Origin of the sequence: Agromyces sp. GXS1127, from assembly GCF_050565425.1 — a bacterium.
Taxonomy (GTDB): domain Bacteria; phylum Actinomycetota; class Actinomycetes; order Actinomycetales; family Microbacteriaceae; genus Agromyces.
The window spans coordinates 75,280-90,212 of the sequence record NZ_JBOCIG010000007.1; the positions used below are offsets into that span (position 1 = coordinate 75,280).

Below are 14,933 nucleotides of genomic sequence, written 5' to 3' on the forward strand. Positions count from 1 at the left end.
CGGCGCGCGCCGTGCCGGCGCGGTCAGGGTGCGCCGTGCCGGCGGGCTCAGTGTGCGCCGTGCGCGTGGCCGAGGTGCAGTCGGTCCCGCAGGCCGGCGCCGACCGACGAGCGATGCAGTCGACGGTGGGCGCGGGCCGCGCGGCGCTCGTCGGCCGCGGCCGTCCGTGCGGCCGCGCGCTCCGCGTGGAGTGCGGCGTTTCGGGCATCGTTCGCGGCCATCTGCTGTGCGAGCAGGGTGTGTGCGAGGTCCATGGCGGAATCCCTTCGTGCGTCTTCGGTGGCTGACCACCTGCACTCAGGTTCCTCGCTGAGGTGCCTGCGTCGTATCGGGAGGGTGACCTATCTTCGGGCGCCGCCGCGCCTCAGTGCGCCCTGAGGTACCTCAGGGCGGCCCGCCCCGCGCCCGCATGAGGATCCGGGTGATGGGTCCCGTGGAGCGCCATCGGCCGCATCCTCATGCGGAGGACGTTGCTGCGGCGGGATCCGCCTCGGTGAGGGCCACCAGCTCCGCGACGCCTGCGGGGCGCGGCTGGCTCGGGTGCGGGGCGTCGCCGAGGCGCGCCTGCTCGAGCCACATCGCGCGCTCGAGCTCGGCCCGGACATCCGCGTACGCCGGGTCGTGCGCGACGTTCCGCAGCTCCTCCGGATCCCGCTCGAGGTCGTACAGCTCCCACTCCGGCGGGTAGGTGAAGGGCCCGGTGCCGGGAAGCCCGAGCCCGTCGTTGTAGTAGTAGATGAGCTTGTGCCGATGCGTGCGGTAGCCGTAGTGGGCCGGTGCCTTGTGGAACGTGTCGTCGTGTTCCCAGTACCGGTAGTACATCCCCTCGGCGGGCGGTGCGGCAGGAGACCCGACGAGGTCGGGCCAGAAGCTCCGGCCCTGCATCCGCTCGTGCGCGGGCACCCCCGAGGCATCCAGCACCGTCTGCGCGAAGTCGACGTTCGTCACGATGCCGTCGAAGACGCGTCCGCCCTCGAGCGCGCGCGGGTAGCTCAGGACGAGCGGCATCCGCAGCGACTCCTCGTACATGAAGCGCTTGTCGAACCATCCGTGCTCGCCGAGGAAGAAGCCCTGGTCGCTGGCGTACATGAGCAGGGTGTCCTCGAACTCGCCGCGCTCCCGCAGCCGGTCGATCACCCGGCCAACGTTGTCGTCGACGGATGCCACGCAGGCCAGGTAGTCCTCCATGAAGCGCTGGTACTTCCAGAGCGCGAGCTCCTCATACGAGAGACCCTCGGGCGGGGAGATCTTCAGGTCCTCCTCGTTGAGGTTCTCGGCCAGGCGCATGAGCGCGCGCCGGGTCGACGACGACCGGGTCGCGTAGTCGTCCCAGAACGTGGAGGGCACCGGGACGCGGTCGCGGAACCGCTCGGCGTCCTCGGGCTTCGGCTCCCACGGCCGATGCGGCGCCTTGTGGTAGATCAGCACGCACCACGGGTCGTCGCCCTCGAGCGAATCGAGCCAGTCGAACGCGAGATCGGTGATGCGGTCGGTCGTGTAGCCCTCGACGATGCGCTCGCCGTCGGCCGAGAGGAACAGCGGGTCCCAGTACTCGCCCTGCCCGTCATGGCCGATGAGGATGTCCCAGTAGTCGAAGCCCTGCGGCGTCGAGCCCTCGTGCTCGCCCATGTGCCACTTGCCGATCATCGCGGTGCGATACCCCGCGGCCTTCAGCTGCGAGACGAACGTCGGCTGGCTCGCGTCGATCGGCGTGACGAGCGTGGAGACGCCGTTGACGTGGCTGTACGTGCCCGTGAGGATCGACGCCCGGCTCGGCGAGCAGAGCGCGTTCGTCGCGAAGCAGTGCTCGAAGCGCCATCCGGCACCCGCGATCTCGTCGATGCGGGGCGTCGCGTTGAGCACCGATCCGTAGGCGCCGATCGCCTGCGACCCGTGGTCGTCGGTGAGGATCATGACGACGTTCGGGCGACGTGCGCCCGTCATGCGGACCGCCGCTCGGGCGCGTCGGGCGCTGCGGGCGCCCAGGCCTGATCACCCGGCGCGGGCGCGACGGGTGCGACGGATGCCGCGGCATCCGCCCGCTCGCCGGCCTGGTAGGTCGTCTCGTCGAGCCCGCTCTGCGTCGGGTCGTAGTCGACCTCGCCGACCTCGTACATCGTCGTCATCCAGTGGTAGAAGTTGTCGCCGCGCTCGCGCAGCAGCCCGTAGAGCCGCTGCATCATCGCGTTCCGGACGTCCCGCATCTCGGGGTGCTCGTACACGTTGAGGAGCTCGTCGGGATCGCGCTCGAGGTCGTACAGCTCGTTCACCGAGTCGGGGTTCACGACGAGCTTGTAGCGGTCGTTGCGGAGCATCCGCTGCGGGTACGGGAAGTGGTGGCCATGGAACTCGCACACGATGTCGTCGGCCCACTCCGGGTGCTCGCCCGCGGCGAGCGGCACGAGGCTGCGCGAGTCGACCGCGGGCGTCGGGTCGATGCCGGCGAGCTCGAGGATCGTCGCCGTGCAGTCGAGCAGGCTCACGAACTCGGTGCGCACCTGGCCGGCCGGGCCGCCCGGGATCCGGAGCAGCCCGGGCGTGCGGTAGATGTCCTCGTACATCGCCGGGCCCTTGTCGTGCAGCCGGTGCGAGCCCGTGAACTCGCCGTGGTCGCACGTGAAGAACACGGCCGTGTCGTCGACGAGGCCGAGCCGCTCGAGCGCCGCCATGACCCGGCCGATCTGCTCGTCGATGAGGGCGACGTAGCCCCAGTAGACCGCGATGAGCTTGCGCGTCACCTCGATCGGCATGGTGTCGAAGGTCCAGTGCGCGCTGTAGTTGCGCTGCACGGGCGGCTTGCCCTCGAAGGTCTCGGCGATGGACTTCGGCAGCTCGATCTCGGCGGGGTCGAACAGGTCGAAGTACTCGTTCGGCACGATGTACGGCAGGTGCGGCCCGAAGAAGTTCAGTTCGAGGAAGAACGGGGTGCCGTCGCGGTCGGCGTCGGCCGCGTACCGCTCGAGCAGCTCGATCGTGCGCGTGGCGAGGTAGTACTCGAAGGTCGCCTCCACCGGCTGGTGGAGCCGGGCAGCCAAGAGGTTGCCCGGCCCACCGTTCGGCAGGGTGCCGCGGATGCGGTCGCTGATCGCATACGGCGGCAGGTCGTGCTCCGCCAGGTAGCCGAGGTAGTCCTCGTTCTCCACGGGGTTGTGCCATCCGGGAAGGTCGGGGCCGTCGAAGCCGAAGTCGGCGGCGTTCTTCTCGGTGCCGGCGTGCCACTTGCCGACGAGTCCCGTGTTGTAGCCCTTGCCGCGCAGCGCCTCCACGAACGTGAAGCTGCCCTCGGCGAGGTCCTCCAGGTAGCCCACGTTGCGCTCGTGGTTGGCGAGCACGCGGTGGCGGAAGGGGGCCTGACCGGTCAGCAGGCTCGCGCGAGCCGGCGTGCAGATCGCGGTCGGCGTGTACCAGCGGTCGAAGCGCGTGCCCGTGCGGGCCAGCTCGTCGAGCACGGGCGTCGCCGCCATCGCGTTGCCGTACGCCCCGAGCGTGTCCGCCCGGTGCTGGTCGGTCATGAGGAAGAGGATGTTGCTCGGCTTCATGGCTGGATTACTCGCCCGCCTGGAGGAACAGGTCGCCGGTGTAGAAGGACGACGGGTCGGCGACCTCGGTCAGCTTGCCCGCGGCGACGAAGTAGTCCTGCATGCCGTTCAGCCACGAGTCGACGGTGCCGTCCTCGGTGAGGGTGTCGAGCTCCTCGAGCGAGAGCACCTTGTTGTTCGCGGCGTCGGCCGCGACAGCCTCCGCATCGAGCGCGTTGTACGCAGCGGTCAGCTCGACGGCCTCGTCCGGGTTCTCGTAGCGGAAGGTGATCGCGTCGCGCAGGGCCTTCAGCACGCGGTCGACCTTCTCGGGCTCGTTCTCGACGACGTCGTTGCCGGCCACGAACGCGGTCGGGAAGGCGACGGTGTCCTCGAAGTCGGAGTTCTGCGCGATCTCGACGAGGTCGGGCACCTGCTCCTTCACGGTCGCGAGGGCCGGGTACCAGAAGCCGGCGCCCTCGACCTGACCGGATGCCAGTGCGGAGACGATCGCGGACGGCTCCATGGGCACGAGCTCGACGTCGTCCTTCGTCATCCCGGCGCCCTCGAGGGCGAGGGTCAGGATCATGTCGCCCGACGTGCCCTCGGGGACGGCGACGGTCTTGCCGCGCAGGTCCTCCATCGATTCGTTGCCCGGCTGGCCGACGACGCGGTCGGACTGGCCGAGGGTGTTCATCGCGACGATCTTCGCCTCGCCGCTCGCCGGCAGCCAGAAGGCGCCCGGCCCGATGTAGCCGAAGTCGAGGTCGCCCGTGCCGAGCGCCTGGATCTGCAGCGGGCCGTTGGTGAAGGACGGGGTCTCGACGTCGAGGCCGTACTTCTCCCAGTAACCCTGGTCCTCGGCGATGGCGAGCAGGCTCGTGCCGTTGAAGTCCGGGATGTACCCGAAGTTCACCTCGAGGACGTCGTCGTACTCGCTGTCGGCGGCGGCGGAGTCGCCCGAGCCGCCGTCCGAGGCGCATCCGGTCGCGAGGAGGGCGACGGCGGCGCCGACGGCGGCCGTGCCGAGGAGCTTCCTGGAAAATCGCATGGCTGTGCTTCCCTTCGATGGGGTTGGGGTGATTTCGGTGCTGGATGGATGGGTGGGGGCAGGGCTCCGCGTCAGTGCGACGCGGCCCCGGCGGCGACGCCGGGCTCCTGGTGGTACACCGCGTGCCAGACGCGGTTGCGCAGTTCCCCGAACTCGGGGCTCAGGCGCACGTCCTCCGTGCGGGGGTACGGGAGGTTCACGTCGATGACGTCGTAGATCCGGCCGGGCCGCGCGGCCATCACGACCACGCGGTTGGCGAGGAACACGGCCTCGTCGACGTCGTGCGTGATGAACATGACCGTCCGCTTCTCGCGGCTCCACGTCTCGAGCAGCTGCTCCTGCAGCTTCACGCGCGTGAGGGCGTCGAGGGCGCCGAACGGCTCGTCCATCAGCAGGATCGAGGGGTTGACGGCGTAGGCGCGGGCGATCGCGCACCGCTGCTTCATGCCGCCGGAGAGCATCTTCGGCAGGGCGTCGGCGAACTGCTGCAGCCCGACCATCTCGATGAAGTGCTCGGCCCGCTCGCGGCGCTCGGCCCTCGGCACGCCGTTGACCTTCAGTCCGAACTCGACGTTCTTGCGGACCGAGAGCCACGGGAAGAGCGCGTACTGCTGGAAGATGACGCCGCGCTCCGGGCCGGGGCCGGCGACGGGTCGGCCGTCGACGAGCGCCTCGCCCGAGGTGGGCGTCTCGAGGCCGGCGAGCACGTTCATCAGCGTCGACTTGCCGCAGCCCGAGGGCCCGACGACGGTGACGAACTCGTTGTCGGCGATGTCGATCGAGACGCGGTCGAGGGCGACGAACTCCTCGCCCTTCAGCGGGAAGGTCTTCCTGACCTCGCGGACGGAGATCTTCGCGGCGGTGGTCGTCGCAGGGTTCGTGGTGGTCATCGGCGTTCCTGCCATCCGGTCAGCTTGGTTTCGGCGAAGAGGAGCAGGCGGTCCATGACGAGGCCGAGGATGCCGATCAGGACGATGCCCACGAAGATGGTCGCCAGGTCGTAGTAGATCTGCGCCTCCTGCATCCGCCGCCCGAGGCCGGCCTGTGCGGCCAGCAGTTCGGCTGCGACGAGGGTGGCCCACGCGGAGCCGAGGCCGACGCGCATGCCCACGAGGATGAACGGCGTCGAGGCGGGGACGACGACCCGCGCGAAGATCGTGCCGTCCTTCGCGCCGAGCACCCGAGCCGCGTTGATGAGGGTCTTGTCGACGCTCACCACGCCCTGGTAGGTGGAGATCACGCAGGCGAGGAATGCGGCGAGGAAGATGACCACGATCTTCGGGATCTCGCCGATGCCGAGGAGCACGAGCACCAGCGGCAGCAGGGCGAGCGGCGGGATGGTGCGGAAGAATTGGATCCACGGCTCGAAGAGGCCTCGGGCCACGGTGTACCAGCCCATGAGGAAGCCGACCGGGATGGCCGCGGCCGAGCCGAGCAGGAAGCCCGCGAGGACGCGGCCGAGGCTCGCGAGGATGTCCTCCTGGAGGATGCCGGCGTTCCAGAGCTGGACCGCCTTCTCGACGACCTCGGGCGGCGTCGGGAGCTGGAAGCCGTTCAGGGCGAGCGCCCACCAGATGGCGATGCCGCCGATGATCGAGACGGCGTTCAGGATGAGGAGCTTGGTGCGCGTGCTCATCCGACGACGCGCGAATCGCGCCGGCTTCTGTGGATGGGGGCCATCCGCCGGGAGGTTCTCGTGGACGGCCGTCGAGGTCATCGTGAACGGCTGGATGTCGGCGCGCGACGGGGCCTCGGACATGCGGACCTCCGTCATGGCGCGACCTCGCTTCGTGTGGGGGTGGCGTTCACCGTGCGCTCCTTTGCTGCTGAACGGGTTCGGCGGATGCCACGGGGTCGGGGTATCCGGCGAGGAGGGGGGACTGGTGGAAGATCGCGGCGATCGCACCGAGGGCACCGTCGCTGTCGCGCAGCTGCGCCGCGCGCACGATGTGCGGCTGGTCTGAGGGGATCGAGTAGAGCTCGTACCGCAGCGTCGCCGCGGCCTGCTCGACGAGCACGGGCGCGATGCGGACGATCTCGCCGCCGATCACGACCTCGCGCGGGTTCAACGTCATCGCGGCGGCGCCGAGCACGCGGCCGACCGCGGAGCCGACCTCGCGGAGCACCGCGTCGACGGCGGGGTCGCCCTTGGCGACGGCCGCGGCGAGGTCGGCGAGCGTCTCGACGTCGGCGCCCGCCTCGCTGCACGCCCGGAGGATCGCCGGGACCGAGGCGATGGTCTCGAGGCATCCGCGCTTGCCGCAGCGGCACGCCGCGCCCGACGGGTTCGCGGTCACGTGGCCCAGTTCACCGGCGAAGCCGCGCGATCCGGTGACCAGCCGGCCCGACACGACGAGCCCGCCGCCGACGCCGTCGGAGAGGCGGAGGTAGACGAGGTTGTCGACCGCATCGGGTCGGCTGATCGCCTCGGCGAGTGCGGCGAGCCTCGTGTTGTTGTCGACGACGACCGGGGCGCCGAAGCGCTCGGCGAAGGCGAGGTCGACGCCGTCTGGCGCGAGCTGGTTCTTCCAGCTGACGGCGGGCATACCGGCGAGGGCACCCGTGTACGGGCCGGGGACGCCGATGCCGATCGACTGCAGCGCACCGAAGTGCACGCCGGTGTCGCGGCTGATGCGGTCGATGAGTTCGAACGCGATCTCGAGGCGTTCGGCCCAGGGCGGGTCGTCGTCGTAGCGCTCGACGCCCTGCGCGATGATCTCGTGCGACGCGTCCGCCACGGCGACGTGCACCCGGCGGTGGCCGAAGTCGACGCCGAGGAACTGGCCCGAGTCGGGATCGAGGGCGAGCCGCTCGGCGGGGCGGCCGCTGCCGGCACGGGTCGCGGCATCCGTGTCGGCGACGATGATCGCACCCCGCTGGAGGAGGTTCGCGGTGATCTCGGAGAGGGTCGTGCGGCTGAGGCCGACGCGCTTGGCGAGTTCGCCGCGGCTGAGCGCGCCGTGGGCTCGCAGGGCCGCCAGCACCCGCTCCTCGTGGGTCCGCCTCACGAGGGCGTGGACTCCGGTCGTCATCGACATGCGAGCAAGATTCTCAGGGCCGAATTTTTCCGTCAACAGCCCGACAGAAAAACTTCCGATATCGGCTGTGCTCCTTGCAAAACGGATGCCGCGCCCCGCTCGCACACGGACGGGGCGCCCACCCGAAGGTGGACGCCCCGCCTGCTCGACGCCGTCGAGGGTCAGTCGCCGGACCGCGCGACCGTCAGCACCTCCCCCGTCGGACCGGACTGCTCGAGCCGGACGACGCCGGGCACGGCCGCGTCGTCGATGCGCGACGGATCCGCCCAGTACCCGAAGTTCGGGTTCCGGAAGAACGTCGCCCACACCGTGCCGTCGCCGTCCACGAACATGTTGTTGTGGCCGGCGCCGACGCCGAGGGTTCGCCGCACCGTGTACGGCCCCTCGAACGAGTCGGAGGTCGCGACGATCGCGTCGTACTGGTCCTTCACGCCCGTGTTCGGCAGGTACGACCACGTCGGGGCCTCCGCGGTGCCGCCCTTCAACGCCCACGCCGCGTGCATCAGGTAGTACGTCTCCCCCACCTTCGTCACGGTCGCGCCCTCGAGGTAGGGCTCGGGCGAGTACTTCCGCTGCGTGAACGTCGGCAGGTTCGTCGGCGTCTCGAGGTTCTCCATGTCGGGCGTCATCTTCGCGTAGAGGTCGTTGTGGAGCACCAGGTACGTCGTGTCGCCGTCATCGAAGAGCCCGCCGTCGATGTGGTAGTACTGCGGGTTGGTCGCACGGACCGGCTCGCCGAGCGGATGCTCGACGCTGCCCTCGATGTTCCGGTACGGCCCCTCGGGCCCGCCGTCGCTGACGAGGATGAACGATCCGGTGAGCGTCGACTGGTCGCCCATGCACGCGACGAGGTACCACTTGCCGTGGATGAAGTGCAGCTCGGGCGCCCACGCGTTGCCCGCCTTGGTGGCCGGGTCGTCGGGGTTCTTGTATGCCTGCCAGTCAGCGACGACGACCCGCTCATCCGTGTTCTCGTCGACGAACTCCGGCGACCAGACCTTGCCCTTCGGCTGGTCCGGTCGGATGCCCGTCGTGTCGGCGAGCGTCCACGGCCCGTCGAGCGCGGGCGCGGTCCAGACGTAGATGCCGTCGTTCCACGGGCCGGCCTTGTCGAGGCCCTCTGCGCGCGTCGTGCCCGTCGCGACGTAGAGCGGCTCGCCGTCGACCTCGAAGCGGTTCACGTAGGTGTCCCGCATCCAGACTCGGCCGAGCTCCTCGTCCTGCGGACGCAGCTCGAGGTCGAGCACCATGGAGTTCTCCTCGTTGGGCGTGAGCTCCTCGCGCGCGTCGGCCGTGCCGTAGGGCATCGAGACGGGCCAGCTGGCCGGGAACGCCCGGTCGTCGCCGCCCATCGCGTAGGTCCGCACGTAGTCGAACTCCGCCGTCGCACCCGTGGCGTTCATCGAGATGAGACCGATCCGGATGTCGCCCTGCACCGGGAACGTCCAGACGCCGCCCCACTGCCAGTCCTCGCCGTCGGTGCTGGAGGCCATGCGGAACTCCCACTCGCCTGCCTCCTGGTCGACGTGCGCGTACAGGCGCAGCCACGTCGTCTCCGCCGGCGCGGCGCCGAACATCGGCCCGTTGGCGACGGCGGTCGGCGTCGGCGTGGTGGGCCGTTCCGCCTCCTTGCCGAACTCGACCTTGTGCAGGAACTGCCCCGGCTTCCGATTCAGCGGAAGGATCGAGTGGGCGAGCTTCACGTACCGGTCGTCGTGCTCGTAGAGCACCAGCCCGGCCTGCTGGTTGCCGCGCGTGCCGTCGAAGTCGAGCTTCGTCTCGACGACGAAGTCGCCCTCGGGCGCGTCGCGGAGCAGCACCGAGGCGGAGTTGTTGCCGGTGTGCAGCTCGGCGGCCTGCGTGGGCCAGACGAGCGCGCCATCCGTCACCGTCGGACCGGATGCCGGCCGCCGGACCCAACTCCACGCGTCGTCGCCCGCCGTCGGTGCGCCGTCGGCGTCGAACTCGTCCGAGTACTCCGGCAGCAGCTCGCCGAGCTCGGGGTCGGCGACGCGCTCGGTCACCGGCTGGTACAGCTCGGCGGCCGAGAGGTTGTCCCCGTCGACGGATGCCCCGGACGCCGCGACGCCGATCGGGCCCTCGGAGGTCGCGTTCTTCGGTACGGTCACGTTGGTCTCCGCGAGCGGTTCGCGCAACCCGTCGCCGGACACCTCGGCCGTGACCGAGCCGTCGCGCCATTCCAACGCCACGACGTGCCAGGCGTCGTAGGCGAAGTCGGTCGGAAGCGGCGCGGCGTCGACCGTCGTGCGGCTGCCCTGCCGGACCTCGAGGCGGAACTCGCCCGCCCCGCGATCGATCGTGGCGGTCGCGCCGTTCTGCCCCTGCGCGCCGACCCGGAGCGCGGCCGTACCGGCTGCGCCGACGGCATCCGCTGCACTGAACCGCAGATCGGCCTGCACGCGCAGGTCGCCGCTCACCTCGCCGGCGGTCACGATCTCGGTCGTGCCGGCCGTCGCCGGAACCACCCGGGCGAACGTGCCGGCGTCGGCCTCGCTGGCCGTGCCGACGGAGCCCGCCCCGCGGATCGGCGCGTCACCGGGCAGGCCGTCTTCGAAGTCGGTCCCGAGGACGGGCGCCGTGACCGGCGCCACCTGGGCGTCGCTCGACGGCCCGGCGCCGGCCCGCACCACGGGCCATCCGTCGATCCAGTCGAGCCGGTCGATCATGAGCGGCCGCTTCGACAGGTTGAGGTTCCCGGCACGCGTCTGCACGGTCGGGAAGTCGGGGTCGTCGGTCGGGATCGCGTGGTAGACGATCCAGTCCTGGCCGGAGAGGTCGGTCTGGATGGCGTTGTGCCCGGGGCCGGCGAAGCCGTTGCCGTTCGAGGCGAGCACGTAGCCGCCCTTGCTGCTGAGCTCCATGAGGTCGACGCCGTGGTCGTCGACGAACGGCCCGCGCGGGTTGTCGGCCCGCCCCACCTTGACGGTGTACCCGCTGAACGCGCCGTCGCAGCATCCGGCGTCGGAGTACATCAGGTAGTACCAGCCGTCGCGCTGGACGACGTAGCCGCCCTCCATCCGGCGGCCCTGCGCGATCTGGGTGACCTCGCCCGTGAGTTCCGTGGCATCCGCCGTCAGCTCGGAGACGCAGATCACGTCGTAGCTGCCCCAGTAGAGGTAGTGCGTGCCGTCGGAGTCGGTGAAGATCGCCTGGTCGATGTTGCCGGTCGGGCATCCGGCGACCTGCGCGCCCCCGAAGTAGAGCCCGTGGTCGGTCCACGGGCCGGTCGGCGTCTCGGAGGTCAGCAGCGCGACCCCGCCGTTCGAGAGCGAGTAGGTCAGGTGGTACTGCCCGTCGATGTATCGGATGTCGGGCGCCCACGGCCGCGTTCCCGACGCCCAGTACGCGGGCTTCGGGTCGGCCGCGGGGTAGACGTCGCCGACGTACTCCCAGTCGACCAGGTCGGTCGAGCGCAGCATGGGCAGGATGTGCTCGCCACCCTCGCCGTCGCTGTTGAAGATCGGGTTCGTGGTGCCGTAGGCGTACCACGCGCCGTCCTTGCCGCGGATCATCGCGGGATCCGGGAACGTGTCGACGACGCCGGCGGTCACGGGGTTCGTGTAGGTCGCGGGTGCGGTCGCCGCCTCCGCCGCGGCCGGTGGCCCGGCGAGCGCGGGCAGGCCGCCGCCGATCAGGACGGCCGCCGCGAGCGCGGCCACCGCCCCGAGGCTGACTGATCTGAATCGCATCAGGTGTGCTCCTTCTCCATCGAAGTCGCCGCGCGGGCGCGCAGCAGTGTCCGCACACCCGTCCAGGGTGCGCGCGAGCGTCGGGGAGTGTCTCCGAGCCGACGTCGACCGTGCCGACGGTGTGGCTCAGGCTCCCCCGTATGTGCTTCGCGTTCATCCAACGGATCCGCGATTTTTCCGTCAAGACACCGACGGAAAGGTCGTGGGATTTCGATCGGATCCGGACATCCGGCAGGGCGGGATCCGCTTTAGCTGACTAGAGTCAGAGATATGGACGACATCGCCAGGGTCCGACGGTTCAACCGCACCGTCACCGAACGGATCGGCGCGCTCGACGACGGCTACCTCTCGCGCGGCCGACCGCTGGGCCAGTCGCGGCTCCTCTGGGAGATCGGCGCGTCGAACGGCGGCGGAGCCGAGCTGCGCGCGCTGCGCGAGCGGCTCGAGCTCGACTCGGGGTACCTCAGTCGACAGCTGCGCGCGCTCGAGTCCGACGGGCTCGTCCGCGTCGAACCCTCGCCCGACGATTCGCGCGTGCGCGTCGCGCGGCTCACGTCTGCGGGGGTGGCCGAGCGCGACGAGCTCGACCGTTCGTCCGACGCGCTCGTCGGCGGCATCCTCGACCCGCTCACCGTTCGGCAGCGCGAGCGCCTGCTCACGGCGATGGACGAGGTCGAGCGGCTCATGACCGCCTCGGCCATCGAGGTGCGCACGGTCGACCCGGCCGACCCGGCGGCGCGAGCGAGCGTCGGCGCCTACTTCACCGAGCTCGCGAGCCGATTCGACCTCGGCTTCGACCCGGCGCACACCCGGCCCACGCCCGATGACGAGTTCCGCGAGCCGCACGGCACGTTCCTCGTCGCGTTCCTGCACGGCGAGCCGGTCGGATGCGTCGGCCTCAAGCTCCACGGCGGCGACCCCGCGGAGATCAAGCGGCTCTGGGTCGCGACGAGCACGCGCGGCATGGGCCTCGGCGCGCGGCTGCTGCGCGAGATCGAGGCGGCCGGACTGCGGCTCGGCGCGAACGTGGTGCGACTCGACACGAACCGCACGCTCACCGAGGCGATCGCGATGTACCGGTCGCACGGCTACGACGAGATCTCCGACTTCAACGGCGAACCGTACGCCGACTTCTGGTTCGAGAAGCGGCTCGCGTAGCCGGCCCGCGACCGCGGACCCGCGGGAGGTTCCCGCAGCGGCCCGATCGCGAGAGGATCGCCGCATGACCGCGGACGCAGTGCGGCAGCTGACCGAGGCGATCGAGCGGATGCCGCTCGTCGACCACCACGTGCACGGCATGCTGCCCGATCCGTCCGACGCCGAGCTGGTCGACGCGCTCACCCAGGCCGAGCATGCGGCCTCGCCCGCCGACGTGTTCGACAGCGCGCAGGGGTTCGCGCTGCGGCGGCACTGCGCCCCGCTCCTCGGACTCGAACCCTTCGCGAGCCCGGACGACTACCTCGCCGCCCGCCGCGCGCTCGGCTCCGACGAGGTCGCGCGCCGACTGCTCCGCGCCTCCGGCATCGCCGCCCACCTCGTCGACGACGGGCACCGGCCCGACCTGCTCATGGCAGACGAGCGGATGGCGCGGCTCGCCGACGCACCGACGCACCGGGTCGCCCGACTCGAGACCATCGCCGAGACGGTGCTCGCGCAGTGCGCGTCGGGCAGCGAGTTCGTCGAGCGACTCGGTCCCGCGCTCGAGGCGGCCGAAGGCGACAGCGTCGCGTTCAAGACCGTCGCCGCGCACCGGTGCGGGCTCGTGCTCGACCCGGCACGACCGACGGACGTCGACGTCCGCTCCGCCGCCGACGCGTGGTTCGACGAGTGGCGCGCGCACGCGGCATCCGCTCGCCCTCGCCTCACCGACCCGACGCTCACCCGGCACCTCATCTGGTGGGCGCTCGAGCACGGTGCGGTGCTGCAGGTGCATGCCGGGTTCGGCGACGCCGACCTCGTGCTCGAGCAGGCGAATCCCGCGCGCATGCAGGCACTCGTCGCGGCCACGGCGGGCACGGGCGGGCGCATCGCGTTCCTGCACTGCCACCCCTACGTACGCGAGGCGGGCTGGCTCGCGCACGTGTTCCCGCACGTGTTCCTCGACGTCGGGCTCGCGGTCGGCGTCCTCGGCGCGAACGCCGATTCCGTCGTGCGCGAGTCGCTCGATCTCGCGCCGTTCTCGCGTGTGCTGTTCTCCACCGACGCGTGGGGCGTGCCCGAGCGCGTGCTGCTGGGCGCGCGCCTGTGGCGGATCGCCGCGGCGCGCGTGCTCGGCGGATACGTCACCGCGCACGACTGGCCGGCCGACGAGGCGCTCCGCGTGGCCGAGGGCATCGCGTGGCGGAATGCCGAGCGGCTCTACCGTCGGCGGTTCGTCACGGCGTGATCGCCCGGAGGCGGCTACGGGCCCCCGCCGCCCCCGCCGTCGAATCCGCCGCCGCCGTCGAAGCCACCGTCGAACCCGCCCGCTCCCCCGCCGTCGAACCCGTCGCCGGCCGCGCCGCCGTAGATCGTGCCCCTGCCCCATCCTCGGGTCTCGCTGAAGTACCCGTCATCGGCGTTCACGCCCCGATACTCGATGAGCGGAACCCCGAACCGCCCGTCATCGCGGCCGCCGAGGGCGATGGGCTGGGCGAGTGCGAGCGAGGCGACTCGAACGCAGGAGGCGAGCCGCTCCGGGCTGATCGGCGCGGACGAGGCGTACCAGCGGGAGTCGGCATCGCGGACTGTGAGCGTCTCGGCCGCCCGCGCGACGACCTCGTCCTGACCGAAGAGCACGGCCCACGGGAGCGTCGACCGGGCGGCGGACGGGTCGCGGAGGTCGACGCTCGCGATCCGCTCGCGGAGCCGGTTCGCGCGCTCCCGCAGTTCGAGCCCGGTCGCGTTGAGCGGGATCCAGCGCGGCAGCACGGCGCGGACGCCGAGCGAGACCGCACCGATGGCGAGCGCGGTCCAGGCGATCGAGTCATCCGTCCCGCGTCCGACGAACTGCCCGACGAAGCCGAGCACGACCCCGATGACCCCGGCGAGCGACGCCGTGCGGAGGCGAGCGGCCGGCCGCGGCTCGCGATAGCGCGACGCAGCGTCGACGAACCGTCGGCGGGTGGCCCAGGCCAACTCGCCGTTCTGCGCCACGACGCGGTCGACCGGCACGGTGGCCCCGTGCGCGATCACCGAGGCGGTGCCCGTGGTCCCCGGCCCGAAGACGGCGAGGATGAGGTCGGCGGAGACGTCGCGCGGAACGCCCGCCCGCGTCGAGGGCAGGTCCGACGAGTAGACGAGGCGGATGCCGCGGGCTGATCCCGACGCGTCGCCGTCCGCGCTCGGAGGGCGCCGGTCGTCGATCATGATCGCGCCGTCGAGTGCGAGTTCCACGACGGCTGCCGGCAGCCAACGCGTGGAGGCGCCACCGGACACGAAGGCGACCGGGAGCAACCCGACGACCTCCGGATCGACGAGCGACGGGTCCGGCGCGTCGCGCGGTCGCTGCAACCACGCGACGACGAGCGATCCGGCCGCCGCGGCCGCGACGAGTGACGCGAGCAGCGCGACGATCGGCAGCACCGCAAGGCCGAGGGTGCCCCCGCCCGCTGCAGCGAGTTCCACGCCGTCGCTC

11 protein-coding genes are annotated in these 14,933 nt (G+C 71.2%); 2 read left to right on the forward strand and 9 right to left on the reverse strand.

Features of this window, described 5'->3' with window-relative positions:
- Positions 1–47 precede the first annotated feature (47 nt).
- The 8 genes from ACQ393_RS13550 to ACQ393_RS13585 form a co-directional block, all read right to left on the reverse strand.
- A complete protein-coding gene (locus ACQ393_RS13550) occupies positions 48–254 on the reverse strand; it encodes a hypothetical protein (RefSeq protein ID WP_430647386.1) in 207 nt (68 codons plus the stop codon).
- 202 nt (positions 255–456) lie between these two features.
- Complete coding sequence (locus ACQ393_RS13555; protein ID WP_430647387.1) at positions 457–1,944, reverse strand: sulfatase family protein; 1,488 nt, start codon at positions 1,942–1,944, stop codon at positions 457–459.
- Complete coding sequence (locus ACQ393_RS13560) at positions 1,941–3,539, reverse strand: sulfatase-like hydrolase/transferase (protein ID WP_430647388.1); 1,599 nt, start codon at positions 3,537–3,539, stop codon at positions 1,941–1,943. The genes ACQ393_RS13555 and ACQ393_RS13560 overlap by 4 nt, the downstream gene beginning before the upstream one ends.
- Before the next feature lie 7 nt (positions 3,540–3,546).
- Positions 3,547–4,569 (reverse strand): aliphatic sulfonate ABC transporter substrate-binding protein, encoded by a 1,023-nt coding sequence (locus ACQ393_RS13565; protein WP_430647389.1) that lies wholly within the window; start codon positions 4,567–4,569, stop codon positions 3,547–3,549.
- Between the two features lie 71 nt (positions 4,570–4,640).
- Entirely contained in the window at positions 4,641–5,459 is an 819-nt protein-coding gene (locus tag ACQ393_RS13570; RefSeq protein ID WP_430647390.1) for an ABC transporter ATP-binding protein, read from the reverse strand.
- Positions 5,456–6,328 (reverse strand): ABC transporter permease, encoded by an 873-nt coding sequence (locus ACQ393_RS13575; RefSeq protein WP_430647391.1) that lies wholly within the window; start codon positions 6,326–6,328, stop codon positions 5,456–5,458. The genes ACQ393_RS13570 and ACQ393_RS13575 overlap by 4 nt, the downstream gene beginning before the upstream one ends.
- A 46-nt stretch (positions 6,329–6,374) precedes the next feature.
- Positions 6,375–7,607 carry an ROK family transcriptional regulator gene (locus ACQ393_RS13580; protein ID WP_430647392.1) on the reverse strand — a complete coding sequence of 411 codons (1,233 nt, stop codon included), beginning with the start codon at positions 7,605–7,607 and terminating at the stop codon, positions 6,375–6,377.
- A gap of 161 nt (positions 7,608–7,768) precedes the next feature.
- Positions 7,769–11,317 carry a family 43 glycosylhydrolase gene (locus tag ACQ393_RS13585; protein ID WP_430647393.1) on the reverse strand — a complete coding sequence of 1,183 codons (3,549 nt, stop codon included), beginning with the start codon at positions 11,315–11,317 and terminating at the stop codon, positions 7,769–7,771.
- A gap of 270 nt (positions 11,318–11,587) precedes the next feature.
- Between ACQ393_RS13585 and ACQ393_RS13590 the strand changes: the two genes are divergently transcribed.
- Both ACQ393_RS13590 and ACQ393_RS13595 read left to right on the forward strand, forming a co-directional pair.
- On the forward strand, positions 11,588–12,475 hold the full coding sequence (locus ACQ393_RS13590; protein WP_430647394.1) for a bifunctional helix-turn-helix transcriptional regulator/GNAT family N-acetyltransferase: 888 nt from the start codon (positions 11,588–11,590) through the stop codon (positions 12,473–12,475).
- A gap of 64 nt (positions 12,476–12,539) precedes the next feature.
- Entirely contained in the window at positions 12,540–13,703 is a 1,164-nt protein-coding gene (locus ACQ393_RS13595) for an amidohydrolase family protein (RefSeq protein WP_430647395.1), read from the forward strand.
- A 14-nt stretch (positions 13,704–13,717) separates the two neighbouring features.
- Here ACQ393_RS13595 and ACQ393_RS13600 read toward each other — a convergent pair whose 3' ends face one another.
- On the reverse strand, positions 13,718–14,923 hold the full coding sequence (locus tag ACQ393_RS13600; RefSeq protein ID WP_430647396.1) for a hypothetical protein: 1,206 nt from the start codon (positions 14,921–14,923) through the stop codon (positions 13,718–13,720).
- Positions 14,924–14,933 lie beyond the last annotated feature (10 nt).

Coding starts and splice junctions, on each gene's coding strand:
- ACQ393_RS13550 (WP_430647386.1), bottom strand. CDS start 254: ATGGACCTCGCACACACCCTGCTCGCACAGCAGATGGCCGCGAACGAT.
- ACQ393_RS13555 (WP_430647387.1), bottom strand. CDS start 1,944: ATGACGGGCGCACGTCGCCCGAACGTCGTCATGATCCTCACCGACGAC.
- ACQ393_RS13560 (WP_430647388.1), bottom strand. CDS start 3,539: ATGAAGCCGAGCAACATCCTCTTCCTCATGACCGACCAGCACCGGGCG.
- ACQ393_RS13565 (WP_430647389.1), bottom strand. CDS start 4,569: ATGCGATTTTCCAGGAAGCTCCTCGGCACGGCCGCCGTCGGCGCCGCC.
- ACQ393_RS13570 (WP_430647390.1), bottom strand. CDS start 5,459: ATGACCACCACGAACCCTGCGACGACCACCGCCGCGAAGATCTCCGTC.
- ACQ393_RS13575 (WP_430647391.1), bottom strand. CDS start 6,328: ATGTCCGAGGCCCCGTCGCGCGCCGACATCCAGCCGTTCACGATGACC.
- ACQ393_RS13580 (WP_430647392.1), bottom strand. CDS start 7,607: ATGTCGATGACGACCGGAGTCCACGCCCTCGTGAGGCGGACCCACGAG.
- ACQ393_RS13585 (WP_430647393.1), bottom strand. CDS start 11,317: ATGCGATTCAGATCAGTCAGCCTCGGGGCGGTGGCCGCGCTCGCGGCG.
- ACQ393_RS13590 (WP_430647394.1), top strand. CDS start 11,588: ATGGACGACATCGCCAGGGTCCGACGGTTCAACCGCACCGTCACCGAA.
- ACQ393_RS13595 (WP_430647395.1), top strand. CDS start 12,540: ATGACCGCGGACGCAGTGCGGCAGCTGACCGAGGCGATCGAGCGGATG.